The following is a 26,260-nucleotide window of genomic DNA, read 5'->3' on the forward strand; positions in this document are numbered from 1 at the left end:
ACCGCGGCCCCGGCCCGGCCTTGCCCCAGCCCGGCCTGCCCCGGCCCTTGCCTCGGCCTCGCCCCGGCCCCGGAGCGGTTGATCCACTCGGCTTTCAGGAAATCGGCGTATGCGGACCGCTAGGACACCGCGACATCATGAAAACCGAGTCGATCACGGTTAGCTCGGCGGCCGGGCGTGCTCGCTCCAAGATCTGCGGTTTGTTAACCAAGCGGTAGCCTTGGTGTGTGCGAGTACGTGTCGAGCAGACCGCCCTACCCGGGATCGGGGTACGTCACGATCTGGTGACGGAGTCCGGACGCCGCCTGGGCGTTGTCTCCCACCGCAATGGCCGCCGTGATCTCGTTCTGTACGATCCCGACGATCCCGACTCCTGCCAGGCGGACATCCCGCTGACCGACGACGAGGCTGAGGCTCTGGCCGACATCCTCGGCGCGTCGCTGATGCTCGGCCAACTCTCCGGGCTGCGCGAGCAGGCCGCCGGTCTGCTCACCGAGCAGATCGCCATCACGGCCGGCTCGCCGTACGTCAACCGGAAGCTCGCCGACACCAAGGCGCGCACCCGCACCAGCGCCTCCATCGTGGCGGTGCTGCGCGAAGGCGAAGTGATCGTCTCGCCACTCCCCTCCTTCCGCTTCGCGGCCGGCGATGTGGTGGTCGTTGTCGGGACCCGCAGGGGTCTCGACGGCGTGTCCGCCATCCTCGCCGACAGTGACCCGGACGGCTGAGGCGGATGCACGACTCCACCACACTGCTCGTCGAAGTCGGCGCGCTGCTGCTGTTGCTCGGTGTCCTCGGCCGGCTCAGCCGCCGGGTAGGTCTCTCACCCATCCCTCTCTACCTGCTGGCCGGGCTCGCGTTCGGGCACGGCGGGCTGCTTCCGCTCGCCGCCAGCGAGGAGTTCTTCGCCGTTGGCGCCGAGATCGGCGTCATCCTGCTGCTGGTGATGCTCGGCCTCGAATACTCGGCCAACGAACTCGTCGGCAACCTCCGCTCGGCGGCCCCGGCGGGGCTGATCGACGGCCTGTTCAACGCGCTGCCCGGCGCGGCGTTCGCCCTGCTGCTCGGCTGGGACTGGGTGGCCGCCCTGGTGCTCGGCGGCATCACCTGGGTCTCCTCCTCCGGCGTCATCGCCAAGGTTCTCGCCGATCTGGGACGACTCGGTAACCGGGAAACTCCGGTGATCCTCTCGGTCCTGGTGATCGAGGACCTGGCGATGGCGCTCTACCTGCCGCTCGTCACCGCCGTCCTGGCCGGCACCGGCCTGCTCGGCGGCGGCATCGCCCTCGCCGTCGCGGTGGGCACCGTGCTGCTCGTGCTTGTCGTCGCCATCCGCTACGGCCACCTCATCTCCTCTGCCCTGTCGGCGAAGGATCCGGAGGCGCTGCTGCTCGGCGTACTCGGTCTGACCCTGCTGATCGCCGGCCTCGCGGCGAAGCTCCAGGTGTCGGCGGCGGTGGGCGCGTTCCTGGTTGGCATCGCGCTCTCCGGTCCGGTGGCGCACCACGCGACCGAGTTGCTCTCCCCACTGCGGGACCTGTTCGCCGCCGTGTTCTTCGTCTTCTTCGGCCTGGTCACCGACCCACGGGACATCCCGCCGGTGCTGCTGCCGGCGCTCGCGTTGGCCGTGGTCACGATGGCGACGAAGACGCTCACCGGTTACCTCGCGGCCCGCCGGGTCGGCATCGCGGAACCCGGTCGATGGCGGGCCGGCCTGGCACTCGTACCCCGGGGTGAGTTCTCCATCGTCATCGCCGGGCTCGCGGTGGCCGCCGGGAGCGTCGAGCCTCGGTTGGCGGCGCTGGCCGCGACGTACGTCCTGATCACCGTGGTGACCGGACCGATCCTCGCCCGGCTGCCGGACTTCCCGTGGTTCAAGCGGTGGCTGCGTAACCGCGCGGCGGCCCAACGGCGGGAGCGGACCCCGGTCGTCGACTCACTGCAGTGAACCCGCCCATGCCAACGGTTGCGGAATTGCTCCTCGCGGCTACTACCGCAGCACCCGACGGCGGGTTACCGTTTCGCCCCAGCAGCCAAGGTCCGTAGGCAGCGTTGCCAAACGCGGGCGAGAGCGTGGAAGGTTGGCCGGTGAGCGTGCAGGAGTCGACGTTCCGCGGCTTCGCCAACCCCGTCGATCCGAGTCCGGCGGAGTTGCGAGCGTGGGCGTACAAGCCTGATTCGGTGCCGTTGGCTTCGATGCCACCCGACTGGGACCTGTTGGTCTCCGGCGACCGGCTGGTGTTGACACTCTTCGAGTTGGCGATGGACCCGACCTGCCCGGCCCGGCGTTTCGCCCTGCACTGCCTCTACATCTACGCGGCCGACGGCATCCGGACGAACTTCCGCGCCCACCCCAAGCGCCGCTTCCGCAAGCTCGTCGAGCAGGCCGAGCGCGACGGCGACGAGCTGATGAAGATCTGGGCGCACAACGGGCGGGTGCTGCTGGCCCGACCGGATCTCTTCGTCTACCGCGACTGGTGCGAGGGCGGCCTGGTCCGCGAGAACCGCCGCCTCGGCTGAACTGCGACCGCCGCCCCGGCGTCACCCGCGTCCCGGCCCGCACTCGGTAACCAGGGGCGGGCCGGGACCCCCCGTGGGTCCCGGCCCGCCCGTCGGTCGCCGGTCAGTCCTGCTTGCGTTCGGTTTCGGGTCGACCCTTGTCGTCGCCCCGCTCGGCGAACCGGCCGCCGACGACCCGGTCCCGATAGGTCCCCTCGGTCACCTTGTCGAACTTCTTGCGGACGGTTTCGGCCAGGCTTTCCAGCCGCTCCTCCGTCTGCTCGGCCACCTTCTTCGCCGGTTCCGCCATCGCTCCCCCTCGCCATGCCGGTAGGCCCGAAATAGCCGATTGGACCCGTATTCACAGGCTAACCGAAACGGCCCGGACCGCACCGGGGAATCCGGTGCGGTCCGGGCCGAGGAGACGGATCTGCGGTGGGCGTCAGGTCAACGATCGGGAGTACGGCGGGGTCGCCACACCACAAGCGCGGTGGACGTGCGATTGGTCGGCACCAGGTCCCGTCCCGGGAATCGGGCGAGTGATTCCAGCTCGGCCACCCGCCGGTACGCGGCATCCAGCTCCGCCTCCAGGCGGGCCACCCGCTGCTGCGCCTGCTCCAACAGCCGCTCCAGCCCGATGATCCGCTTGACGCCGGCAAGGTTGATCCCGTCGTCCTGACTGAGCCGCTGCACCTCGCGGAGCAGCACCACGTCGCGGACGCTGTACCGGCGACCGCCGCCGGCGGCCCGGCCAGGCTGCACCAGCCCCAGTCGGTCGTACTGGCGCAGGGTCTGCGGATGCATTCCCGCCATCCGCGCCGCAACCGAGATCATCAGCACCTTGGCCTCGTAGGCAGGGTCACCCGAACCGAGGAACTCGCCCGACATGCCGCTCACCTCCGCGTCCCTTCCACCGGACTAGCTGACTCGACGCACCCGCGCGTCGAGATGTTCCCGGGCTGCCGGCGGGCTCTGCTCGGCGAACGCCTCAAGCGCCGCCCGCGCCTCGTCGGACAACCGGGCCGGCACCGCCACGTCCAACGTGACAAGCAGATCACCGGCCTGTCCGTCGCGGCGGACCACACCCTTGCCGCGGGCGCGCAGCACCCGCCCGCTCGGCGTCCCCGGGGGAACCCGCAGGGTCACCGCGCCGTCGAGCGTGGGCACCCGCAGGTCCGTGCCGAGCACGGCCTCCGCGAAGGTGACCGGCACGCTCAGCGTCAGGTCGTCACCGGTACGCCCGAACAGCTCGTCCGGTCGAACCTTGACGTGCACGAACAGGTCGCCGGCCGGGCCGCCGCGCTCGCCCGGCTCACCGCGCCCGGCCAACCGGATGCGCTGGCCGTCGGCCACGCCGGCCGGGAAGCGCACGTTCATGGTGCGGGTCTTGGTGACACCGCCGCTGCCGTGGCACTCGGGGCACTTCTCCTCGACCACCGTGCCGACGCCCTGGCAGTTGCGGCACGGCTCGGAGAAGCTGAACGAGCCCTGGTTGCGGGTGGTCACGCCGGCACCGTGGCAGACCGGGCAGGTACGCGGCTGAGTGCCGGGCTTGGCCCCGTTGCCATGGCAGGTGTCGCAGACTCCGGGCGCGCGCAGCGTCAGGGGCAGCGTCACCCCGCGCACCGCGTCGCCGAAGTCCAGTGCCACCTCGGTCTCCACGTCCCGACCGCGGGCCGGACCGCGCGGCGCCGCCTGCCCACCGCCCTGGCCGCCGGTGAAGATCGAGCTGAACAGGTCCTGGAAGCCGGCGCCTCCGAAGCGGCGGTCGCCGCCCCCGCCGCCGAACATGTCGGACACGTCGAACGGCATGCCGCCCGGCTGACCCTCCCCACGGGCGTTACGCCGGAACGCGCCCGAGCCGAACAGCGAGCGCATCTCGTCGTACTCGCGGCGGCGGCCGGAGTCCGACAGCACGTTGTACGCCTCGGACGCGGCCTTGAACCGCTCCTCCGCCTTGGCGTCGCCCGGGTTGTGGTCCGGGTGCGATTCCCGGGCCACCTTGCGGTACGCCTTCTTGATGTCGTCCGCGGAGGCGGCCTTGTCCACGCCGAGCACGGCGTAGAAGTCCTTCTCGATCCAGTCCTTGGAACTCACCGGTCCACCCCCTTTCGACAGTCGCGGCCCGGCCGTCCCGCCCACCGTTGCACGGTGGGCGGGACGGCACGGTCACTGTTTCGCACTATTCCGGGTCCGCGACCGCGACCAGCGCGGGGCGCAGCAGCCGCTCACCGAGCTGGTAGCCGCGTCGCATCACCTGGACGCAGGTCGGCTCGCTGACCTCGGCCGAGGTCTGGTGCGCGACCGCCTCGTGGCGGGTCGGGTCGAACGCGTCGCCCTGCTCGCCGAAGGCGTTCAGGCCGAACTTGCCAAGTGCGGTGGTGAGTTGTTCCGCCACCGTGCCGAACGGTCCGACCAGGTCGCCGTGTTCCCGAGCCCGGTCCAGGTCGTCGAGGATCGGCAGCAGCGCGGCCAGCACCGAGCCGGTCGCCTGCTCCTGCACCAGGTTGCGGTCGCGGTCGACCCGCTTGCGGTAGTTGGCGTACTCCGCCGACACCCGCTGCAGGTCTCTGGTCCGCTCGTCCAACTCGGCCCGGAGTGCCTCCAGCTCGGCGCCGAGCGACGTGCCCGTGCCGCCGCCGTCGACCGGCTGTGCCGGGGCGTCCACCACCGGTGGACCGGAGGGCTCCGGTCCGTCGGTGGAGTTGACCTCGACCTCGATCTCGTCGACCACGACCTCGGCGTCCTCGACCAGGCCCTCGGCCGGCACACCGGTCTCCGCGTCGGCGGCGGTGCCCTCCGGCTCCGCCGTGTCGACGAGCTTGCGTCTGTTGCGGATGACGACCCGCTCCCCGTCGCCGGTGGTCGGCTCCGTGGGCGCGGAGCCACCCGGCGTCGACCCGGTGTCGTCCGGGTCGGCGGCTCGTGGCTTCTGCGTCATGCGGCTACCTCATCCCCTTCGCCGTGGATACGTGTCGGAGACCGACCGTCACTTCTTGCCGTCCTCGTCCACGATCTCCGCGTCGACCACGTCGTCGGCCCCACCGGCCTGCGCGCCGGTCGCACCGGTCGCGCCGGCCGCACCCGGACCGGGCTCGCCACCCGGCTGCTGACCCTGCTCGGCCTGCTGCGAGTAGAGCAGCGAACCGGCCTGCTGGGAGACCTGCGCCAGCTTCTCGTGCGCGGACTTGATCTTCTCGATGTCCTGACCGCCGAGGGCGCCCCGCAGCTCACCGAGCGCCTCGTTGAGCTGCTCCCGGTTCTCACCGGGCAGCTTGTCGCCGCTCTCGGCGAGGAACTTCTCGGTCTGCCACTGGAGCGCCTCGGCCACGTTGCGGGTCTCGGCGTCGTCGCGGCGGCGCTTGTCCTCCTCCGCGTGCTCCTCGGCGTCCCGGCGCATCCGCTCGATGTCGTCCTTCGGCAGCGAGGAGCCGCCGGTGATCGTCATCTTCTGTTCCTTGCCGGTGCCCAGGTCCTTGGCGTGCACGTTGACGATGCCGTTGGCGTCGATGTCGAAGGCGACCTCGATCTGCGGCACACCGCGCGGCGCCGGCGGGAGGCCGGTCAGCTCGAAGGTGCCGAGCTTCTTGTTGTAGGCCGCGATCTCCCGCTCACCCTGGAACACCTGGATCAGCACCGACGGCTGGTTGTCGTCCGCCGTGGTGAAGACCTCGGAGCGCTTGGTCGGGATGGTGGTGTTGCGCTCGATCAGCTTGGTGAAGATGCCGCCCTTGGTCTCGATGCCCAGGCTCAGCGGGGTCACGTCGAGCAGCAGGACGTCCTTGACCTCACCCTTGAGCACACCGGCCTGGAGGGCGGCGCCGACGGCGACGACCTCGTCCGGGTTGACGCCCTTGTTGGGGTCGCGGCCGGTGAGCTGCTTGACCAGGTCGGTCACGGCGGGCATCCGGGTCGAACCGCCGACCAGGATGACGTGCTCGACGTCGGAGATCTTGATCCCGGCGTCCTTCACGGCCTGCTCGAACGGGCCCTTGCAGCGGTCCAGCAGATCCTGCGTCATCCGCTGGAACTCGGCGCGGCTGAGCGTCACGTCGAGGTGCAGCGGGCCGGCCGCACCGGCGGTGATGTACGGCAGGTTGATGTTGGTGGTGGTGGCGGCGGACAGCTCGATCTTGGCCTTCTCGGCGGCCTCGCGGAGGCGCTGGAGGGCCATCTTGTCCTGACCGAGGTCGATGCCGTGCTCACCACGGAACGTCTTGACCAGGTGGTCGATGATCCGCTGGTCCCAGTCGTCGCCACCGAGGTGGTTGTCACCACTCGTCGACTTGACCTCGATGACGCCCTCGGCCAGCTCCAGCAGCGACACGTCGAAGGTGCCGCCGCCGAGGTCGAAGACCAGGACGGTCTGCTCCTTGGAGCCCTTGTCCAGCCCGTACGCCAGGGCGGCCGCGGTCGGCTCGTTGACGATCCGCAGCACGTTGAAGCCGGCGATCTCACCGGCCTCCTTGGTGGCCTGGCGCTGGCTGTCGTTGAAGTAGGCCGGGACGGTGATCACCGCGTCGGTGATCTGCTCACCCAGGTACGCCTCCGCGTCCCGCTTGAGCTTCATCAGCGTCCGGGCCGAGATCTCCTGCGGGGTGTACTTCTTGCCGTCGATGTCGACGGACCAGTTCGTGCCGACCTCGCGCTTGACCGACCGGATCGTCCGGTCCGGGTTGGTCACCGCCTGGCGCTTGGCGACCTCACCAACGAGCACCTCGCCGTTGCGGGCGAACGCGACGATCGACGGGGTCGTCCGCGACCCCTCAGCGTTGGCGATGACGGTGGGTTCACCACCCTCGAGAACGCTGACGCAGGAGTTCGTCGTGCCGAGGTCGATACCGACCGCACGTGCCATCTTCGCTTCCTCGCTTCGTAAGGTTGTGCAGGTGACGGGCATCGCCCGCGGCTGCCTGGCGAGCACCGCCCGCAGCGGGCCCCACCACAAGTTGAGTGAACTTGACTCAATAGTGCCACGCGTTGGCGAATCGTCAAGTCGGGTTGAGTCAACCCGACGCAACTCAGCCATTACTACCGTCCGGTTGTCTTCCCTTGCATCGGTCGGGCACGCTTTAGCGGTGACGACGCACGGCGATTCCGCCACCCGTTCCGGCGCGCCCGCCGTCGCAGCCCGCACCGGCCCGCCGGACACCGCGGAGGAGCCGCCCGCCACCACCGGGGACGACAGCCTCCCCGGTGCTCTGTCGGGCCTCCGGGAGGCGATAGGTGCGACCCGGTTTCCACTCGCACTGCCCTCCGCCGGCTCCGCCCGGCACACCGCCGCCGCCCTCACCGACCAACTCGACGACTACCTGCTGCCCCGGCTCGCCCGGCTGGACGCCCCACTGCTCGTGGTGGTCGGCGGCTCCACCGGCGCGGGCAAGTCGACACTTGTCAACAGCCTGGTCAAGGCCCGGGTCAGCGCCGCCGGCGTGCTCCGGCCGACCACCCGCTCCCCGGTGCTGGTGTGCAACCCGTCCGACGCGGCGTGGTTTCGGCAGGGTGACCTGCTGCCCGGCCTGACCCGCACCACCGAGCCGAGCGACGATCCGCGCGCCCTGCACCTCGTCACCGCGCCCGCCCTGCCCGCCGGGTTGGCCTTCCTCGACGCGCCCGACATCGACTCGGTGGTCGACGCCAACCGGGCACTCGCCACCCAACTGCTCGCCGCCGCCGACCTCTGGCTCTTCGTCACCACCGCCGCCCGGTACGCCGACGCGGTGCCGTGGGAGCTGCTGCGCAGCGCCCGGGCGCGCGGCGCGGTGATCGCCATGGTGCTGGACCGGGTGCCCGCCGAGGCCACCGACGAGATCTCCGCGCACCTGGCCGAGATGCTCGCCGAACAGGATCTCGGCCGGGCGCCGCTGTTCGTGTTGCCGGAGACCTGGGTCGACGGTCAGGGGCTGCTGCCCGAGGGCGTGACCGCGGCGCTGGCCGACTGGTTCGCCCGACTGGCCGGCGACGCGGAAGCCCGCTCGGCCGTGGTCCGCCAGACCCTGGACGGTGCGCTGGCCGCGCTCCACCCCACCGTCGAGGAGCTGGCCGACGCCGCCGACCAGCAGGTCACCGCCGCCGCCGAGCTGGACGAACGGGTCCGGGCCGCGTACCGGGGTGCCGAACGCACCGTCGAGCAGGGGCTCCAGGACGGCCGACTGCTCCGGGGTGAGGTGCTCGCCCGCTGGCAGGAGTTCGTCGGCACCGGGGAGTTCTTCCGCACTCTGGAGGCACGGATCGGTCGCCTCCGGGACCGGGTCGTCGCCGCCGTCACCGGCCGCCCGGCACCCGCCGTCGAGCTGCGCAACGCCATCGAGTCGCAGCTGGTCACGCTGCTGCGCGGCGTGTCCTCGGAGGCAGCCGAATCCGCGTACACGGGGTGGAAGGCGCATCCGGCGGGCTCCGGGCTGCTCGATCCGGCGCTCGCCCACCCGAGCGACGACCTCCCGGAGCACGCCGAACGGATGGTCCGCGACTGGCAGCGCGGGGTGCTGGAGCTGGTCCGGGTCGAGGGCGGGGACAAGCGGTTCGTGGCCCGCACCGCCGCGTACGCGGTCAACGCCACCGGGTTGGCCGTGATGATCGCCGTCTTCGCCTCCACCGCGTTCATCCCGACCGGGCTGGAGCTGGCCACCGGCGCCGGCACCACCGTCGCCGCGCAGGCCGTGCTCCAGGCGATCTTCGGCGACCAGGCCGTGCGTACCCTGGCCGCCAAGGCCCGCACCGACCTGCTGGCCCGGGTGCGGACGCTGCTCGACGCGGAGGCCGCCCGATTCCTCACCCGCACCGCCGACGCCCGCCCCGCCGCGGACGCCGGCGACTGTCTGCGCCGGGCCGCCGGTCGGGTCGAGCTGGCCCGGCACCGCAGCGGCCTGTCCGCGGGCGGCGACGAGGGGAGCGCCCGGTGACCAACATCACCGGCCGGGTACGCGAGGCGTTCCGCGGTGACCAGCGGGTCGATGCCGACGCGCTTGTCGCCCGCCTGGACGCGGTACGCCGCTTCCTGACCGCGGTGGACGGCCTGCTGCCCGACGCCGAGCTGGTGCCCGCGCACACCCTGGTCGAGCGGGCCGGCACCCGGCTGGCGCTGTCCCGGGACCACACGGTGGTCGCGTTGGCCGGCGCCACCGGCAGTGGCAAGTCCAGCCTCTTCAACGCGTTGGCCCAGTTGGAGCTCTCGCCGGTCGGGGTGCGCCGGCCGACCACCGGCGTCACCCACGCCTGCGTGTGGGGGCCGTTGGAGGGCGCCACCCGTCTGCTCGACTGGATCGGCGTGCTGCCCCGACACCGCTTCGTGCGGGAGAGCGCCCTGGACGGGGACGACGAGACGGCACTGCACGGGCTGATCCTGCTCGACCTGCCCGACTTCGACTCGGTGCAGCGATCCCACCGCCTGGAGGTGGACCGGCTTCTCGGCCTGGTCGACCAGGTGGTCTGGGTCGTCGATCCACAGAAGTACGCCGACCGGGTCATCCACGACAGCTATCTGCGCGAGTTCCACAGGCATCGGGACGTCACGCTTGTCGTGCTCAACCAGGCCGACCGGCTGTCCCCGGCCGAGGTGCCCCGGGTCTTGGACGATCTGCGCCGGCTGCTCGACACGGACGGGCTGACCGGTGTGCCGCTGCTGGCGACGACCGCCATCGACCCGCCCGGCATGGTGGGGCTGCGCGGGGCGCTGGAGCGTACGGTCGCCGAGCGGCAGGCCGCACTGCGTCGGCTCGCGGGTGACGTCGACACGGTCGTGGCCGGGTTGGACGAGCTGGTCGGCTCCGCCCGACCGGCGGGTGGCCCGGACGACTCGACGCTCGACGGGCTCAACCGGGCGTTGGCCGCGGCGGCCGGCGTGTCCGCGGTCACCGAGGCGGTGGAGCAGGCGTACCGGCATCGTGCCGGCACGGCCACCGGCTGGCCCGTGGTCCGGGGCTGGCGGCGGCTGCGACCCGACCCGCTGCGCCGGCTGCACCTGCCCGGCCCGACCGGCGACCGGGCCGACCCGGCGGAGAGCCTGGTCGCGGCCACCTCGGTCCCGGAACCATCGGCCGCCCAACGCTCGGCCCTGGGCCTCGCGATCCGCGCGGTCGCCGACCGGGCCGCCGCCGACCTGCCCGCCGCCTGGCCCGGCGCGGTGACCTCGGCCGCCCGGTCCCGCCTGGGCGACCTGCCGGACGCCCTCGACCGCACGATCGCCGGCACCGACCTCGGCCTGGGCCGTCGGCCGCTGTGGTGGCGGTTCGTCGGCGGTGTGCAGTGGCTGGTCACCCTCGCCGCGGTGGTCGGCCTCGGCTGGTTACTACTCGGCTACGCGCTGCGGGCCCTCGGCCTGCCGGCGCTGGACAACCCGATGGTCGGTCAGGTGCCGCTGCCCACCCTGCTGCTGCTCGGCGGCCTGCTGGCCGGGCTGCTGGTGGCGGCGCTGACCCGGCCGGTGGTGCGGTGGGCGGCCCGACGCGCTCGGGCCCGCGCCGAGCAGCGGCTGACCGCGAAGGTGGCCCTGGTCGGCGAGGAGTACGTGCTGACACCGGTACGCGCCGTGCTCGACTCGTACGCGCAGGCACGCGACGCGCTGCGGGACGCCGCCCGCCGCTGACGTCCCGCGCGACTCGCTACCGCTCTACATCGGCTCCGGGCGGCGTAGGGTCGGAGCATGGCCACGCCTGAGACCCCCTACGACGCGGTGCTGCACGCCGCACGCGACGTGACCAAGCTGGAGTCCGCCCTCGACGCCGAGATGCTCGGCAGCGCGCTGCTGGGCAGTGTCTACGCCATCGCGGAAACCGACCGCGACACCGCCGTACGGGAGTTCGTCACCGGCTTCCTCGCCGCCACCGCGCGCCGCCGGATCGCGGCGGCCACCACCATCCGACAGGTGTTCGCCGCGCTCGTCCCGGACGCCGAGGGCACCGAGCGGGTCCGTCCGGGCAGCCAGGCCCCCGCCTGGTCCGGGCAGCTCGGCCGGGTGCACCTCACCGGCACCTGGGCCTACGGCGACGTGTACGGCGACCAGACCTCCTACCTCGCCACCTTCGCGTACGACGACGCCTCCGGTGGCGGCGAGCACGCGCTGGTGGCCCTGGTGGACCACAACATCGGGATCACCAAGGACATCTTCGTCGGTGGGCCGGCGGAACGGATCCTGGACCAGGTCCGACAGATGTGCGCCGACGACGAGTTGACCTGGTTCCGGACCGAGAATCCGGCCCGGCTCCGGGGCGAGGTGGCCCGCCACCTCGCGGTGACCGACGACCTCGGCGAGTTGCCCGGCGAGGGTTCCCTGGCGACCGACCGGGCGCTTGTCGGTGCCCGGCTGGCGTTGCTGCCCACCGCTGCCGATCCGACCGGCCCGGCGCAGGTCGAGCCGCTCTCCGCAGCCGAGCGCACCGACCTGGTCCGGCGGTTCCTCGCCGCGCCGGAGGCCGCCCGCTTCGGGCTGGACACCGTCGACGGCGCGGAGTTGGCCTCCCTGCACTTCTGCCTGAGCCTGGTGCTGGACCATTCGGCGAGTTTCCCGGACGGCGACCCGATGCGCTGGAGCCCGGCGGTGTCCGGGCTGTTCCTGCTCGACTGGGTGCACCGCCGCGCGGTGCTGGACATGGACGACGCGGCGATGCTGCCCCGGGTGCTGCGCGCCTGGGCGCGGTACGCGTCCCGGCAGCGCGGGCTGCCCGAGGCGGCGGCGACGCGCACCGACGAGGCGATCGAGGAGATGGTGCCGGAGTTCGCCCGCCTCTACTCGACGGGTGAGCGGCGCAGCCCGGCGACCGCCGCGGTGGCGCAGTTGATGGCCGACGGGGTGGACCCGGACGACCCGGCCGCTCTGGATGCCTGGATCGAGGCCAACCGGCACCGCCTCGCCGACGACGGCGCCTGACGGTCCACCCGGGGCGGGCGGCATGTCGTCCGCCCCGGCTCTCGTCCGCCCCGGTGGCGGGCCCCGTCGGGGGTAGCTCGCGGGTCAGCGCAGCGCGCCGAAGACCACCGCGGCGATCAGCGCACCGAGCACACCACCGGCGAGCACCTGCGACACTGTGTGATCCCGCAGCCGCACCCGGGACCAGCCGACCAACACCAGCAGCGGTGCGGCGACGACCAGCCGGGCCCCGAAGGTCAGCATCAGGATGACAAGTGCGCCGGCGGCCACCGCCGAGTGGATCGACATCTTCCACCAGTGGCTCACCGACACGGCGACCACGAGGCCGACCAGCCCGGCCACGGCCAGCGCCAGCACCGGGCGGGGCGCACCGAGCACGACGAGCAGGGCGAGCCCCGCGGTCACCGAGGCGAGGCCGACAAGCAGCGGCGCACGGCGCTGCTCCCGACGGCCGACGTGGTGGTCGGTGAGCCGGCCACGGCGTACCCCGCCGACGACGTAGGCGAACGGAATGCCGATGACGAACAGCGTGGCGAGCAGACCCCAGACCAGCCCCTGGCCCGGGCGGCGCGCGCTGTGCCAGCTCACGGTGACGATCAACAGCGACACCAGCACGGCCGGCGCGCTCACCTCGGTGACCAGCCGGGCGACCCGCAGCCCCGGGCCGGGCCGGGCGATGACCGGGCGGAGTTTCGCACCGCCGCCCACGCCACCCCCTCCGGTACGTGCCCACCGTCGAAACCGGGTCAGCCACGCCTGATCGTCACCGTACCGTCGCGAGCCACGTGGGACGCGTCGGTCAGCCGAGCGAGGACCGGCCGCCGGTCAGCGCGCCGAGGGAACAGACACCGTGGGGCGCATCGGTCAGGCCAGCACGGACCGGCCGCCGTCAGCGCGCCGAGGGAACAGACACCGTGGGGCGCATCGGTCAGGCCAGCACGGACCGGCCGCCGGTCAGCGCCGAGGGAACAGACACCGTGGGGCGCATCGGTCAGGCCAGCGCGGACCGGCCGTCGGTCGGCGTTGGGGCCACGGCCCGAGGCGACGGGACCGCTGGGCCGGGCTGACTGGTCGGTGCGGCGGGGGTGGCGGGTGGCCCGGGGGTGCTGACCGGCGCGGACGGCGCCCTGGTCGGCACGGCGGTCGCCGTCGGGGCGTCCGTCAGCGTGGGCGCGGGTGTCGGCGCGGGGTCCAACGTGGGTGTCGGCTCCCAGGTGGGCGTCGGCTCCAGGGTCGAGGTCGGAGCCGGATCCGGGTCGGTCGGATCGGGGTCGGTCGGATCGGGGTCGGTCGGGTCCGGGTCGGGGTCGGTCGGGCCTGGGTCGGTCGGATCCGGGTCGGTCGGGCCTGGATCCGTCGGGTCGGGGTCCGTCGGGTCGGGGTCCGTCGGGTCGGGGTCCGTCGGGTCCGGGGGGCCGGGTGGGGGCATGGCGGGCCAGGTGCCACGGGTGGGCTTCGGCGGCGGCGGTGGGTAGGTCGCCACCCGGCCGCGGCCGGTCGGCTCCGATGGAGGCCCTTCCGAGGTACGCCCCGGAGACGCGGGCAGCCAGCCGCTGGTCGGCCCGACGCTTGGTGTGCCGGGTGGCGGGAGCACCGGCTGGCTGGTCATCGGCAGCGGGATCACCACCGGCCCGACCGACGGGGTCGTGATGAACGGGGTGCTGCTGTCCGGCAGCGCGGTGCTGCCCGGGGTGGCCGAGCCCGCGCTTATCGCGGCGAGGATGGGCATCGACGCGGTGCCGGCCAGCAGGGCGACGGTGAGCAGGTAACCCCGGGTGGCGCCGCCCGCGCCGGGGGCACGGTGGACACCGACCACCCGCCGGTAGCCACCGGCCGACCGATGCCGACCGAGTGCTGGTGTGCCGGGACCATCACCTGGCTCGTGCACCGCACACCCCTTGTCGTCGGCCGTCGGAGGACATGGATGGACGCCGCCAGCCCCAAAGCCGGCATATGACCTGATAGGCGCGATCCTGCGGGAATCAGCCTGACCCAGTCACCCTCCGTTAGCCAGTCTCCACCGCGTGTCGACACGCGATGCTGTCCGAACGGTGACGAATCATCGCCGGGTCGCCTGTGCACCGCAGGCCGGCATGATGGCGACAAACGGCCGCAAAGGGTGGGCTGTCGGAATCCGGGGCGGGCGTACTGTGGGCGCGCTCACCTGCTCTGCGAATATGGAGCACGACGGCAACGCAGCCGTGACCTCCGCGCACCCTCGCGGCAGGCGCGGCCCGGCGCCGGCGCTCCCGATCCGGGTTCGGCCAGAACCCGGCTCACGCCGTGCGGCAACCCCCACCGGGGCTAGGCGCGGCCGCCAGGAACCGGTCCGGCAGAAGCCGGACAGGCGCACGAGTTGCGTGGCCGGGTTACCCCCGGTGCCGACGCAGACACGACAGGGAGAGACCGATGGCAAAGGGCGACCCCGGGGGCACCACCCGCGGCAGGCGGGCGGCACCCCGCTCCAAGAAGGGCACGGCCGGCGACCCCGAGCTGGTGCAGTTGCTCACCCCCGACGGCGAGCGGATCGACAGCGTCACCGGGCCGGACGGCACCGAATACCGCGTCGACTTCACCGACGAGGAGTACCGCGGCCTTTACCGCGATCTGGTGCTGGTCCGCAAGCTGGACGCCGAGGCGACCGCGCTCCAGCGCCAGGGCGAGCTGGGCCTCTGGGCCAGCCTGCTCGGCCAGGAGGCCGCGCAGGTCGGATCGGGGCGGGCGCTGCGGACGCAGGACATGGCCTTCCCGACCTACCGGGAGCACGGCGTCCTCTACTGCCGGGGCATCGACCCGATCATGCCGCTCGGTCTGTTCCGCGGTGTCGACCAGGGCGGTTGGGACCCGAACGAGTTCAAGTTCAACATGTACACGATCGTCATCGGCGCGCAGACCCTGCACGCGACCGGCTACGCCATGGGCATCACCATGGACGGCAAGACCGGTACCGACGACGGCGAGGCCGCGATCGCCTACTTCGGCGACGGGGCCACCAGCCAGGGCGACGTGAACGAGGCGTTCGTCTGGGCGAGCGTGTTCAACGCCCCGCTCGTCTTCTTCTGCCAGAACAACCAGTACGCGATCTCCGAGCCGTTGGAGCGGCAGACCCGCGTCCCGCTCTACCAGCGGGCCGCCGGCTTCGGCTTCCCCGGCGTACGGGTGGACGGCAACGACGTGCTGGCCTCGTACGCGGTCACCCGCACGGCGCTGGACAACGCCCGCCACGGGCAGGGCCCCAGCCTGATCGAGGCGTACACCTACCGGATGGGCGCGCACACCACCTCCGACGACCCGACCCGCTACCGCATCGCCAGCGAGGTCGAGGCGTGGCAGGCCAAGGACCCCATCACCCGGGTCAGGGCGTTCCTGGAGAAGCAGCAGATCGCCGACGCGGCCTTCTTCGCCGACGTCGACGAGCAGGCCCGCCGCGAGTCGGTGCACCTGCGTGAGCGGGTGCTCGACATGCCCAACCCGGAGCCGGTGACGATGTTCGACCACGTCTACCCGAACGGTTCCCCGCTGCTCGACGAGCAACGTGCGCAGTTCAGCCGCTACATGGAGTCGTTCGAGGGGAGCGCCCACTGATGGCCACGGAGACGCTCACCATCGGCAAGGCCCTCAACACCGGCCTGCGCCGCGCCCTGGAGAACGACCCCAAGGTCATCATCATGGGCGAGGACGTCGGCAAGCTCGGCGGCGTCTTCCGGATCACCGACGGGCTCCAGAAGGACTTCGGCGACCAGCGGGTGATCGACACCCCGCTGGCCGAGTCCGGCATCATCGGCACCGCTGTCGGCCTCGCCATCCGTGGCTACCGGCCGATCTGCGAGATCCAGTTCGACGGCTTCGTCTACCCCGCGTACGACCAGATCGTGTCGCAGGTGGCGAAGATGCACTACCGCTCCGCCGGCAAGCTCAACATCCCGATGGTGATCCGCATCCCGTACGGCGGCGGCATCGGCGCGGTCGAGCACCACTCCGAGTCGCCCGAGGCGTACTTCGCGCACACGGCCGGCCTGAAGGTGGTGACCTGCTCCAACCCGCAGGACGCGTACGTGATGATCCAGCAGGCTGTCGCCTCGGACGACCCGATCGTCTTCCTGGAGCCCAAGCGGCGCTACTGGGAGAAGGGTCAGGTCGACCTGGACGCGCCGCTGTCCGACGCGTACCCCCTGCACTCGGCCCGCGTGGTGCGGCCCGGCACGGACGTGACGGTGCTGGCCTACGGGCCGATGGTGCGGACGTGCCTGGAGGCGGCGACCGCCGCCGCGGAGGACGGCCGGGAGCTGGAGGTCATCGACCTGCGCTCGCTCTCCCCGCTGGACCTGGCGGCGGCGTACGAGTCGGTGAGGCGCACCGGCCGTGCGGTCGTGGTGCACGAGGCGCCGTCGAACCTCGGCCTCGGCGCCGAGTTGGCCGCCCGGATCACCGAGGAGTGCTTCTACTCCCTGGAGTCGCCGGTGCTGCGGGTGACCGGCTTCGACACCCCCTACCCGGCCGCCCGGGTCGAAGAGGAGTACCTGCCCGATCTCGACCGGGTGCTCGACGCCGTCGACCGCACCTTCGGCTGGTGAGCGCCATGTCCCGGATCAAGACGTTCAACCTGCCCGACCTGGGCGAGGGGCTGACCGAGGGCGAGATCCTGGCCTGGCTGGTCAAGGTCGGCGACACGATCGAGCTGAACCAACCGATCGTCGAGGTCGAGACGGCCAAGGCGGCGGTGGAGATCCCGGCGAAGTGGGCCGGGCAGGTGCAGGCGATCCACCACCCGGAGGGCACCACTGTCGAGGTCGGTACGCCGATCATCGCGATCGACACCGACCCGGGTGCCGGTCCGCTGGAGGCGCCGTCGACCACTGCCACGCCCAGCGGCGACCTGCCCACCCCGTCGGCGGCTTCGCTGGCGGCGGTGGAGCTGGCCCCGGCCGAGGGCATGGTGGAGCCGGGCCTGATCGGCGGCGTCGCCCCGGGCGGCCGAACGGCGGTGCTTGTCGGCTACGGCCCACGAACCACGGCCGCAAAGCGCCGCCCCCGCAAGAACGCCCCCGTCCCCGCCCAGCCCGCCGCCCCCGCTGGGGTCGATCATGGAGTTGTGGTGGGTGACAAACCAGCCGCTACCTCCACGATTCCGGCACCACAAGTCCATGATCGACGCGGCGGGGCGAGCGGCGGGGCGGTGTTGGCGAAGCCGCCGGTGCGGAAGCTTGCCAAGGATCTTGGGGTTGATCTTGGCGCACTTGCCGGGTCGGGGCCGCTCGGCTCGATCACCCGGGAGGACGTCCAGCAGGCGGCGAGCGGTGCGACGGCGGTGGCTGCCGAGCCGATCGCGGTGGCGACGGCCCCCAGCTTCGGCGCGGACCGGGAGCAGCGCATCCCGGTCAAGGGGGTCCGCAAGCTCACCGCCGAGAACATGTCCCGCTCGGCGTTCACCGCCCCGCACGTCACCGAGTTCCTGACCGTCGACGTGACCCGGGCGATGAAGGCACTGGACCGGCTGCGCGGCCGGCGCGAGTGGCGTGACGTCCGGGTCTCGCCGCTGCTGCTGGTGGCGAAGGCGGTGCTGCTGGCGGTGCGGCGTCACCCGATGGTCAACTCGACGTGGGCCGGCGACGAGATCGTGGTGAAGGAGTACGTCAACCTCGGCATCGCGGCGGCCACCGAGCGGGGCCTGATCGTGCCGAACATCAAGGACGCCGGCCGACTCTCGTTGCGGGAGTTGGCGGACTCGCTCACCGACCTGGTGCAGACGGCGAAGTCCGGGCGCACCTCCCCGGCGGCCATGTCCGGCGGCACGCTGACCATCACCAACGTCGGCGTGTTCGGGGTGGACACGGGCACTCCGATCCTGCCGCCGGGTGAGTCGGCGATCCTGGCCTTCGGCGCGGTGCGGGAGATGCCCTGGGTGCACAAGGGCAAGGTCAAGGTCCGTCAGGTCACCACCCTGGGGCTGAGCTTCGACCACCGGATCATCGACGGCGAGTTGGGCTCGAAGTTCCTGCGTGACATCGGTGACTTCCTCACCGATCCGGAGGCGGCGCTGCTCGCCTGGACCTGATCGTTCGCGACGCCAGCCACGGCCGGTGTGCCACGGGTTAACACCCGGCACACCGGCCGTGTCGTTTGGGCAACGGAAGCGTCGGCCAGGCGGCCTGTTGACCTTCGATTGTTAGGCAGGTGTCCCAGCTCACCTAATAATCGATGGAAGTTCTCGGGGTTCTGCTGTTGAATGGACTCATCAGGGGCTGACAACCGAATAGCTAGGGGGACCCACCAATGAGCATGATCGAGCGAATCCGCAACCACCGCGACGCCACCCGCCGCGCCCGTGCCATCGAGCACGCGCTGCGCTCGGCGAACTCGCCGGCAGTTCGCGAGGAAATCCTCGTCATCGCCCAGCGTCACATGAGCTGACGCTCCACGACTTTCCTCACCTCCTCCAGATCGATGGCCCACCCGGCCCGCCGGGTGGGCCATCGGCGTTCCCGGCCACCCACCACCGGGATTCCGCCCTGCCGCAGCGCCCGGTACGGTGGGCTTCGGTCGCCGCCCGCCGACCCGACAGAGGCCGAGCCAACCGAAACTGCTCGACACCAACCGGATACGGGGAGTGACGACCGGTGCTCCTTGGACGTGCCGTGCCACCACCCGATACCGTGCGGGGAGCCGGCACAGCGGTACGCCGGTGACGCCGGCAGCCATGCCGAGGAGACCGATCGGCACCGGCGAGCCGACATGTGATGGAGGAGGCGCACCCATGACGTCCGAGGGCCCGCACCGCACCGGCCAGGAGCCGGACGAGGTGTCAACGGGCGCCGGCGGACCGGCGCCGTACGGCGACCGCCCGGCGCAGCCGGACAACGGCCACAACGCCACCGGCCCAGACCTGGGCTGGGCGCCCCCGCCACCGGCGCGGCCCGACGCGTCGACGCCGGCATGGGCCACCCAGTCCGAGCAACCACCGGCCCCCGCCTGGGGTGCCGCCGCTGCCCCGCAGCCCAACGACCCGGCGCAGCCCGCCTGGGGCACCACCGCCCCGCAGCCCAACGACCCGGCGCAGCCCGCGTGGGCGGCCGGCGGTGGCGCGAGCGAGCCGCCGCACCAGCAGCCCGGCACCTGGCCCGGCGGCGACAGCGCACCGGCTCCGGCGCAGCCAGCCTGGGCCACACAGCCACAGCAGGGCTGGACGCCGGCTGAGCAGAGCGCGCCCGCCCCCACCTGGACCCCGAACGCCACCGAGCAGCCCGACTGGGCGCAGGCCCAGCCGCCCGCGCGGGGCGCCGCGCAGGTGCCTCCGGCCACCGCAGCCTGGCCCGCCCAGCAGGATCCGGCCAACGCCGGCGGCTGGGGTGGCGCGGCGCACGCCAACCCGCCCACCGCTGAGTGGCGCGGAGCCGAGTCGCCGCAGCCCGAGTCGCAGGCCGCCAACTGGTCCGGCGGAGCCCAGCAGGACGAGGCGTCCGGCAGCGGCGGCTGGCCCGCCAGCGCGGCGGGACGCGACGACCAGTCCGGGTGGCCGCCGGCGCCGCAGTCGCCGCCGACCTGGGGCCAACCCGCCGAGCCGGCCGAGCAGCCCGCCCCCGCGTGGGGGCAGGCGGCCAAACCCAACGCGGCCCGTGGCGCGGCCCAGGTGCCGGCGCCGGCGCCAGCGCCGAACTGGCCCGGACCGGACGATCCGGCCCGCTCGGGTGGCTGGGCCGCCCAGCAGCAGGTGCAGCCTGCCGGGTGGGCTGACGGCGACGCGCGGCAGGACCAGCCCGCGCAGCCAGCCGGCTGGGGCGAGGCCGAGAGCCGTCCGCAACAACCCGATTGGGTGCTGTCGCCGCAGGACCAGCCCACGCCGGCGCAGCAGAGCGGCCTTCCCTCCCGTGCCAGCGCCAGCGTGCCCGGCAAGGATGCTGCGGCCGAGGTCGAGCCGTGGGCACCCGGCGAGGTGTGGGGTCGCGCCGAAGCGGAAGCCTCCGCCCAGGCCCGTGGCGGCTGGGAGGCGGACCGGGCCGACGACGCTCCGGCCTACCAACCCGGTCCCGCGCCGGGCATCTCACCGGCGAACGCGGTGCCGCTGCCTCCTCAGGAGCAGCGCGTGCCGGGCGCCAGCCTGGCGGCTGCCCCGCCGGCCGACTACGTGCCCCAGGCCCAGTTCGCTCCGATCCCGGAGCAGCCCGCGTACCCCGAGCGGGAGGCACCGGACGTCGCCGCACAGTACGAGGCGGACCCGACCGGTTGGGGCCGCGCCGAGGACGCTCCCGCGAGTGGCGCGGTGGTGCCCGCACCGCGTACCTCTCCGGAGGCCGGAGCGGGCCGCGCGGTGGTGCCGGTGTCGGACGCCGAGTCGGCAGCCGGCGCGGCGGCCAAGGCCACGGCAAGCGCTTCGGTGCCGCTGGCCAGCCGGGTGATGCCCCCGACCGACCAGGCCATCCGTCCGACTGGCACGGCCACACCCCAACCCCGGGTGTACGGCCGGCCGGCGCGACCCGAGCCCGACAACGAGCCGGAGCCGGAGGCGTTCCAGGCCGACCCGGGTGCCGATCGCCAGGGTTCACCGGACTGGCAGAACGACTCCCAGCGCCAGGGCCCACCGGACTGGCAGAACGACCCGCAGCGGCAGAGCGCACCGGACTGGCAGAGCGACTCCCAGCGCCAGGCCGCCCCGGATTGGCAGAACGACCCGCCGCGGCAGGGTGCACCGGACTGGCAGAACGAGCCGCCGCGCCAGATCGGCTGGGGCGGTGAGCCCGCCGCCGAGCCGCGCTTCGACGACCGGCAGCCCGCACCGAACGCGTTCGGTGCGGCCCCGCCGCCGCCTCCGGCGTTCCCTCCCGGCGTGCCGTCCTTCGTCGACACGCCGGGCAACAACCGGCCGGTGAACGGCACGCGGCCACACGGCGGTGCCGAGCGGCCAGCCGACCAGTTCGGCGGCCCACCTGCCGCCGGCTCCGCCGCGGTCGGCGGCACGTCGACCTTCGGCGCACCGAACTTCGGCGGACCGGGTTCCGACGGGCCAGGGTTCGGCGGGCCGGCGACCGAGTCGGTGCCGGGCGGCGGTTTCCCGCCGGCCTTCCCGCCACCGCCGCAGCCCGTACCGTCCTGGGGCCAGGAGCCTGGCCAGTCGGATCAGGGCCGGTTCGACTCGTTCAAGCCGGACGCCGCCGACAGTCCCAAGGCGGAGCTACCGACACCGAAGGTACGCAACGGCCGGGTGCTGGCCGCGGTACTGATCGCCGCGGTGCTCATCCTGGCGGTGCCGCTCGGCCTGCTGCTGCTCCTCGGGAAGGTCGGCAAGGACGACCCCGCGCCGTTCGATCCGGCGGTCGGTAGCTGCGTGAAGCAGTCCGGTCAGGGTGGGGCCTCCGCGGCGAACTGTGGCGAGGCGGGTTCCTTCTCCATCGTCTCCAGGGTGGACGCGAAGGAGAAGTGCACCGACACGACGCAGCCGCACGTGGTGCTGCCGGGCAGCGGCACCAACCGGGTGCTCTGCCTCAAGCCCGCAGGGCAGTAACTCCACCGACGGCGGGGTCACGGGCAACCGTGGCTCCGCCGTCGTCGTACCCGCCGACGACGGCGACCCCCGAGCGCGCAGTTCCGCGCGTCGCCCACACACGGTGAAGCGTGATAGTGCCGCACCGCGAACGTTCTCCCATGCTGTCGTGAGGAGGACCAGATCCGCTGGTTCGGACGCCACCTGGCCGCACGTCAGCGGTCCTCAACCTGACGCGGGTTGAGGGCCGCACCATGTTGGGGTGGTGGCTGACCTGGCCAGGGATACTCTGCGGTCATGGTTAGCCAGAATCCGCACAGCGGCACCGACACCATGGCGCTGCTCGCCGCGGTCGGCATCGTCGTGACCAAGGACGGCCTGGCGCGCGCCCGCCGCCGCTTGGAAGATGCCCGCGCCCGCTGGACGCCCGAACTCGACGCGGCGGTGCGCGAGCAGCTGGGCTTGCCGGCCCGCTCCGCGTGACCGGCCCGACTTACCGCTTGGGCATGGGCCGGGCTGGGTGGTATCGGCTGACACCTCGCTGCGGGGGCGTGCTCGGGGTGCCTGAGGTCCAGGGCCGAGCAGCAAGGGCGGCAAGCACCTCGCACCGTGACGTGATCCAGGCCGCCGTGTCTGGGCAGGTCCAGGAGGCAAGGTTTAGTGCTTTGGCGTGCAACTCCTTGATCGGCCGGTTGTAGATCGGCTCGTGATGGGCGAGCCGGTTGCGGAACTCGTGCAGTTCGGTGAGCGGCTCCTGAACCTCGCGGCGTAGGAGCTTGCTGGGCCAGGCGTTGCGCAGGTGGGGCCAGAGGGACCGGTCGTAGGAGCTGATGAGCAGGTAGCGCCAGAATCCGAAGTTCAGTTCGGCTACGACCCTGCCGGGTGTCTCCTGGCGGCCGTCGCGGGTGGCACGTCTGCGGGCCTCGGCGATCTCTTTCAGACGCCGCGGGTCGAAGACGTTGCCGGGGTCGAGATACCAACGAGATTCCTGGTGTTGCCGGGTGGACCAGTTGGTGAGCTGCTGGTGCATCGCGTTGCGGATCAGCACCTCGACGTGCCCGAGGGTGATCCAGAAGATGCCACTCATCTTCGCGTTCCACTCGTAGAGCGCCACCGCTTTGTCGAGGTCGCCACCGACGGCCGCCTGGTAGGGGCCCAGCCGCTCGGGTGAGAATCGCTGCTGCAGTAGCTGTGCGGTGGCGTCAGGCACGCGGCGTCCCCACTTCCGGAACGAGGGTCAGCGCCCTGGATCGCTGGGCGCCTGGACAGCGTAGGGCGCTGGCGGCCCGTCTCCACGTCGGACGTGCTGGAAACGGCCGGGAAACCGGAATGGCGCCCACCGAAGTCGGTGAGCGCCATTCCAAAGTTAGGAGCCAGAACTCTGGTGGCCCGAGGGCGCCCAGAGCGTTCGTAGTGATTCTACTACGTTCGGCGCTGAGGTGGGTCAAACCCCGGGAGCGTGCCAGGAGGCAGAGGTTAGCCGGGGTCTTGAGAGCAATCGTACCCAGCTCAGAGGGAAGCTTCGGCTGGTTGATGCCGTCCACAGGGCGTGCCGTCGCAGCCGGCGCGGCGAAACGCACCTCGCCAAGGTGGGGTCCGCCGCCGACGCGGAGTTGCGCGCCGATCCGCCGGGCGGTCGGCAGCACGAAGACGACGCCGGGTGGGCCGGCGGGCCGGGCTTCGACCACTCGCTCACACTAGCGGCCGGTGCTGCCTCGGGCGCAGGTCGCCGCCGCCGAGGCCACCCAGGCGACCGGCCGGTCGCTCCGGTCCGTCTACACCTACCTGAACGAGCTATGTCCCAGCCGCTTCAAACGCATGAGGCGACCCTTACGCGAGACGCAGAAAGCCCCCGACGCGAATGGGGTGTCGGGGACCTTTCTGTCGATGCGGTCAGGCGACGGGGCCGTGCGCCTTCGCGAAGCCGACGAAGCCCTGCCACGCGGCGGGGTCGAAGGTCAACGTTCCGCCGTCGCGGTCTTTGGTGTCGCGCACGAGGACTACGCCCGCCAGGTTGTCGGCGACCTCGACACACGAGCCCCCGTTAGACGACGAGTAAGACGACTTGCGCCAGCGCGCGGTCTTCACGTCCATATCTTCGCCACTTCCCTTACGAGTGTGATCGACTGCGAACGTCCTCCCATTCTCCCATGAGGAGGACCAAGTCCGCCGGTTCGGACGCCACCTGGCCGTGAAGTTGGGTGTCGAGATAACCCGCGGTTCGGTTGTCGGTGCTGGCAGCAATCACCACCTGCCGTCATGGTCGATCGGCGATCGTTGATCGCCGGCTTCTTTGGGTACCAGCGCGTGCCGATGGCAGTCTGCCTTCGATGTGGGTCGCTGTGTGGCGTTTGGAGGCCGGGCACGGCAGCTTCCCTGCCCGGCCGCCGCCGAGCCCATACCCTGGCACCTGTGAGTGATCAGGGCCCGCAGGACACCGGCGTGGTGAAAACCTGGAATCGCGACGAGGGATGGGGAACTGTCGCCCTCGATCACGTTGGCCTGACGGTCTGGGTGCACTTCAGCCACATCGTCGCCGGGCCGACCGAATACCGAAGCCTTGAACCAGGGCAGCGGGTGCGATGTCACTACGAAATTCCAGGCCAGGACGGCTACCCCGCACGGGCGGTCAAGATCACCACTCTCTGATGCCAGCGGCGCTCGCGCGCAGGTCGCCGCTCTGCTCGCCGCTAAACCGGCGCTCTCCGCCGCTGAGGCCGCCCAGGCGACCGGCCGCTCGTTCCGGTCCGCATACACCTACCTACAGGAGCTACGCGGAGCCGCTTGGAACGCGTGAGGCGACTCCTACGCGAGACGCAAAGAGGCCCCCGACGCGAATGTCAGGGGCCTCTTTGCGATGCTGTCAGGCGATGGGGCTGTGGGCCTTCGCGAAGCTGACGAAGCCCTGCCACGCCGCGGGGCCGAAGGTCAGCGTTCCGCCGTCGCGGTCTTTGGTGTCGCGAACGAGCACGACGCCGGGGAGGTTATCGGCGACCTCCACGCACGCCCCACCGTTCGAGCTGCTGCGGGTGCTCGTGCGCCACTGCGGGGCGCTGGTCAGGTCATCCATGCTCGCGCTCTCATCACTTCGATGGTCTGGTCTCGCGGGAGCGAAACTGACCTCACGGTATCCCACACCGCCCACAACGGAGCAACGTCATTAGTGATGTGCCCTGCGGCCTGGTCGTCGAGATATCCGACGTCTTCCCCGTCTTTGCCCGTCGCGATGATGAACGGGCCCGCCTGTCCGGGGTGGAAACCCGCTCGCAGCGGCAGCACATGAATCATGACCGTCGGCCGCGCCGCGAGCGTGACCATATGGTCGAGCTGATCGGCCATCACGTCGGGGTCGCCGCGTCGAAGCGCCGCCTCGTCGATGACGAACACGGTCAGCGGCGGGTGCGGTCGATCGAAGACCGCGGCTTGCCGTTGAAGCCGAGTCTCGACGAAGCCTGCAACATCGCCGGCTGCGTCTGGGCTGCTGCCGAGCACCGCACGGGCGTAGTCGGCGGTCTGAAGAAGCCCGGGAAGCACTGACGACTCATACCAGCGCAAGGCGGTAGCTTCGCGCTCATGGTCGGCCCACTGGCGGAACCAGTCCGGCTCACGGCGTATGACGTCCGGCCATAACTCGCCGACCTCGCGCCGAAGGAGTTGTGCGACCTGGGTGCGGTACCGGTGCTGCGGAATCCGTCCCGGGTTTGCCCATCGCGCGACGGTCTTTGGATCGGCACCAGTCTGCGTCGCGAGGCTATCCGTAGTGTGGCCGGTCTCGGCCATTGCTGCCAGCACAGCTCGGTTCATGCCGCCCCACAGTGATTTGGTAATTACGTCCTATGTCCATAGTCCTACGCGGTGTGTTTGGCAGGCAACCCTCGGCAAGGTAGAGGCACACGACGTGGTCGGCTGATGCGCAGGGGTGAGCCGCCGGTCGAGTTGTACCGGGGCCGCCCTCTGGTGGGCACTTCACGAGGGCGGCCCCTTCCCACAGCTACGAGCAGGGAGAGCGCGCGTGCCGGACAAGCCACCCGAACCGAAGCCTGAGCCGAAGCCCAATCCGCAGCCTGAGCGGTTGACACCACCACCCGCACCCTGGCCGCCTGGGACCATCGTCCCGGTCGGACCGTTCCCGGTCCCGCCGATGGAGCGGCGCAACCGCGTCCCGGCCAGTCGGTGGGTGTCGAGATGACGGGGGAGATGAAGGCCGGCGACTTGGTCCGCCTGACCACCGCGGCGAGCGTGCAGTTCCTTCGCCCGATCAATGTGCGGGTGATTCGCGAGTTCCCCGAGCGATACACCTACGAAGGGTGGGTCTGGATTGAGGGCTACGTGCGCCACGAGGCGCTATTCGATCGAGTGGAGGTGGGAGACCTGCACCGATGTCCTGTCGTGGTAGGGCATCGAAGCTGAGGGCAGTCTGA

Annotated in this window: 25 protein-coding genes; 14 read left to right on the top strand and 11 right to left on the bottom strand. The window is 71.7% G+C overall.

All coding sequences use genetic code 11. From position 1 onward, the window contains the following. Positions 1-227 precede the first annotated feature (227 nt). From ACGFIW_RS10475 to ACGFIW_RS10485, 3 genes are all read left to right on the top strand, one after another. A complete protein-coding gene (locus ACGFIW_RS10475) occupies positions 228-728 on the top strand; it encodes a TrkA C-terminal domain-containing protein (RefSeq protein ID WP_357066486.1) in 501 nt (166 codons plus the stop codon). Positions 729-733: 5 nt separating this feature from the next. After that, positions 734-1,948 carry a cation:proton antiporter gene (locus ACGFIW_RS10480; RefSeq protein ID WP_393312673.1) on the top strand — a complete coding sequence of 405 codons (1,215 nt, stop codon included), beginning with the start codon at positions 734-736 and terminating at the stop codon, positions 1,946-1,948. A gap of 140 nt (positions 1,949-2,088) precedes the next feature. Next, positions 2,089-2,520 (top strand): hypothetical protein, encoded by a 432-nt coding sequence (locus ACGFIW_RS10485; RefSeq protein ID WP_357555125.1) that lies wholly within the window; start codon positions 2,089-2,091, stop codon positions 2,518-2,520. 103 nt (positions 2,521-2,623) lie between these two features. Here the strand turns inward: ACGFIW_RS10485 and ACGFIW_RS10490 are convergent, their stop codons facing one another. The 5 genes from ACGFIW_RS10490 to dnaK form a co-directional block, all read right to left on the bottom strand. Beyond that, on the bottom strand, positions 2,624-2,809 hold the full coding sequence (locus tag ACGFIW_RS10490) for a hypothetical protein (protein ID WP_393312674.1): 186 nt from the start codon (positions 2,807-2,809) through the stop codon (positions 2,624-2,626). 137 nt (positions 2,810-2,946) lie between these two features. Further along, complete coding sequence (locus ACGFIW_RS10495; RefSeq protein WP_030332087.1) at positions 2,947-3,387, bottom strand: heat shock protein transcriptional repressor HspR; 441 nt, start codon at positions 3,385-3,387, stop codon at positions 2,947-2,949. 30 nt (positions 3,388-3,417) lie between these two features. After that, the gene (gene dnaJ, locus ACGFIW_RS10500; RefSeq protein WP_393312676.1) at positions 3,418-4,596 is read right to left on the bottom strand and encodes a molecular chaperone DnaJ; all 1,179 of its coding nucleotides are present in this window, start codon (positions 4,594-4,596) and stop codon (positions 3,418-3,420) included. Between the two features lie 85 nt (positions 4,597-4,681). Further along, positions 4,682-5,440 (bottom strand): nucleotide exchange factor GrpE, encoded by a 759-nt coding sequence (gene grpE, locus ACGFIW_RS10505; RefSeq protein WP_393312678.1) that lies wholly within the window; start codon positions 5,438-5,440, stop codon positions 4,682-4,684. Between the two features lie 48 nt (positions 5,441-5,488). Next, positions 5,489-7,357 carry a molecular chaperone DnaK gene (gene dnaK, locus ACGFIW_RS10510; RefSeq protein ID WP_393312680.1) on the bottom strand — a complete coding sequence of 623 codons (1,869 nt, stop codon included), beginning with the start codon at positions 7,355-7,357 and terminating at the stop codon, positions 5,489-5,491. A 220-nt stretch (positions 7,358-7,577) separates the two neighbouring features. On the opposite strand from dnaK, the gene ACGFIW_RS10515 reads away from it, so the two are divergent. Genes ACGFIW_RS10515 through ACGFIW_RS10525 form a run of 3 tightly spaced genes read left to right on the top strand, consistent with a single transcriptional unit; the run spans position 7,578 to position 12,364 of the window. Continuing rightward, on the top strand, positions 7,578-9,401 hold the full coding sequence (locus ACGFIW_RS10515) for an ABC transporter (protein WP_393312682.1): 1,824 nt from the start codon (positions 7,578-7,580) through the stop codon (positions 9,399-9,401). Further along, on the top strand, positions 9,398-11,083 hold the full coding sequence (locus ACGFIW_RS10520) for a GTPase (protein ID WP_393312684.1): 1,686 nt from the start codon (positions 9,398-9,400) through the stop codon (positions 11,081-11,083). The genes ACGFIW_RS10515 and ACGFIW_RS10520 overlap by 4 nt, the downstream gene beginning before the upstream one ends. 57 nt (positions 11,084-11,140) lie before the next feature. Then, entirely contained in the window at positions 11,141-12,364 is a 1,224-nt protein-coding gene (locus ACGFIW_RS10525; protein ID WP_393312686.1) for a hypothetical protein, read from the top strand. 84 nt (positions 12,365-12,448) lie between these two features. Here the strand turns inward: ACGFIW_RS10525 and ACGFIW_RS10530 are convergent, their stop codons facing one another. Together ACGFIW_RS10530 and ACGFIW_RS10535 are read right to left on the bottom strand one after the other, a co-directional pair. Next, positions 12,449-13,072 (bottom strand): phosphatase PAP2 family protein, encoded by a 624-nt coding sequence (locus ACGFIW_RS10530; protein ID WP_393312688.1) that lies wholly within the window; start codon positions 13,070-13,072, stop codon positions 12,449-12,451. 283 nt (positions 13,073-13,355) lie between these two features. Continuing rightward, a complete protein-coding gene (locus ACGFIW_RS10535; protein WP_393312690.1) occupies positions 13,356-14,252 on the bottom strand; it encodes a hypothetical protein in 897 nt (298 codons plus the stop codon). 521 nt (positions 14,253-14,773) lie between these two features. On the opposite strand from ACGFIW_RS10535, the gene pdhA reads away from it, so the two are divergent. The 6 genes from pdhA to ACGFIW_RS10565 all read left to right on the top strand — a co-directional run bounded on the left by pdhA (position 14,774) and on the right by ACGFIW_RS10565 (position 22,322). Further along, positions 14,774-15,949, top strand: a complete 1,176-nt coding sequence (gene pdhA / locus ACGFIW_RS10540) for a pyruvate dehydrogenase (acetyl-transferring) E1 component subunit alpha (protein WP_393312692.1) — start codon at positions 14,774-14,776, stop codon at positions 15,947-15,949. Next, positions 15,949-16,938, top strand: a complete 990-nt coding sequence (locus ACGFIW_RS10545; RefSeq protein WP_393312694.1) for an alpha-ketoacid dehydrogenase subunit beta — start codon at positions 15,949-15,951, stop codon at positions 16,936-16,938. Before pdhA ends, ACGFIW_RS10545 begins: the two co-directional genes overlap by 1 nt. Before the next feature lie 5 nt (positions 16,939-16,943). Further along, positions 16,944-18,419 carry a dihydrolipoamide acetyltransferase family protein gene (locus ACGFIW_RS10550; protein WP_393312807.1) on the top strand — a complete coding sequence of 492 codons (1,476 nt, stop codon included), beginning with the start codon at positions 16,944-16,946 and terminating at the stop codon, positions 18,417-18,419. 218 nt (positions 18,420-18,637) lie between these two features. Next, entirely contained in the window at positions 18,638-18,775 is a 138-nt protein-coding gene (locus ACGFIW_RS10555) for a hypothetical protein (RefSeq protein ID WP_165435866.1), read from the top strand. 343 nt (positions 18,776-19,118) lie between these two features. Then, a complete protein-coding gene (locus ACGFIW_RS10560) occupies positions 19,119-21,860 on the top strand; it encodes a hypothetical protein (protein ID WP_393312696.1) in 2,742 nt (913 codons plus the stop codon). A gap of 276 nt (positions 21,861-22,136) precedes the next feature. After that, complete coding sequence (locus ACGFIW_RS10565; protein ID WP_393312698.1) at positions 22,137-22,322, top strand: hypothetical protein; 186 nt, start codon at positions 22,137-22,139, stop codon at positions 22,320-22,322. A 10-nt stretch (positions 22,323-22,332) separates the two neighbouring features. On the opposite strand, the gene ACGFIW_RS10570 is transcribed toward ACGFIW_RS10565, so the two are convergent. Further along, positions 22,333-23,049: an Abi family protein gene (locus ACGFIW_RS10570; protein WP_393312700.1), complete on the bottom strand. Its 717-nt coding sequence runs from the start codon at positions 23,047-23,049 to the stop codon at positions 22,333-22,335. Between the two features lie 683 nt (positions 23,050-23,732). Continuing rightward, positions 23,733-23,933, bottom strand: a complete 201-nt coding sequence (locus ACGFIW_RS10575; protein ID WP_393312702.1) for a DUF397 domain-containing protein — start codon at positions 23,931-23,933, stop codon at positions 23,733-23,735. Between the two features lie 318 nt (positions 23,934-24,251). Between ACGFIW_RS10575 and ACGFIW_RS10580 the strand changes: the two genes are divergently transcribed. Further along, positions 24,252-24,488 carry a cold-shock protein gene (locus tag ACGFIW_RS10580; RefSeq protein WP_393312704.1) on the top strand — a complete coding sequence of 79 codons (237 nt, stop codon included), beginning with the start codon at positions 24,252-24,254 and terminating at the stop codon, positions 24,486-24,488. Positions 24,489-24,702: 214 nt separating this feature from the next. On the opposite strand, the gene ACGFIW_RS10585 is transcribed toward ACGFIW_RS10580, so the two are convergent. Both ACGFIW_RS10585 and ACGFIW_RS10590 read right to left on the bottom strand, forming a co-directional pair. Then, on the bottom strand, positions 24,703-24,909 hold the full coding sequence (locus ACGFIW_RS10585) for a DUF397 domain-containing protein (RefSeq protein ID WP_393312706.1): 207 nt from the start codon (positions 24,907-24,909) through the stop codon (positions 24,703-24,705). Then, positions 24,897-25,643 carry a DUF5753 domain-containing protein gene (locus tag ACGFIW_RS10590; protein ID WP_393312708.1) on the bottom strand — a complete coding sequence of 249 codons (747 nt, stop codon included), beginning with the start codon at positions 25,641-25,643 and terminating at the stop codon, positions 24,897-24,899. The genes ACGFIW_RS10585 and ACGFIW_RS10590 overlap by 13 nt, the downstream gene beginning before the upstream one ends. Positions 25,644-26,024: 381 nt before the next feature. On the opposite strand from ACGFIW_RS10590, the gene ACGFIW_RS10595 reads away from it, so the two are divergent. Then, entirely contained in the window at positions 26,025-26,249 is a 225-nt protein-coding gene (locus ACGFIW_RS10595; protein ID WP_393312710.1) for a hypothetical protein, read from the top strand. The last annotated feature ends 11 nt before the right edge of the window (positions 26,250-26,260 follow it).

Origin of the sequence: Micromonospora sp. NPDC048935 (assembly GCF_043197875.1) — a bacterium.
Lineage (GTDB): Bacteria > Actinomycetota > Actinomycetes > Mycobacteriales > Micromonosporaceae > Micromonospora.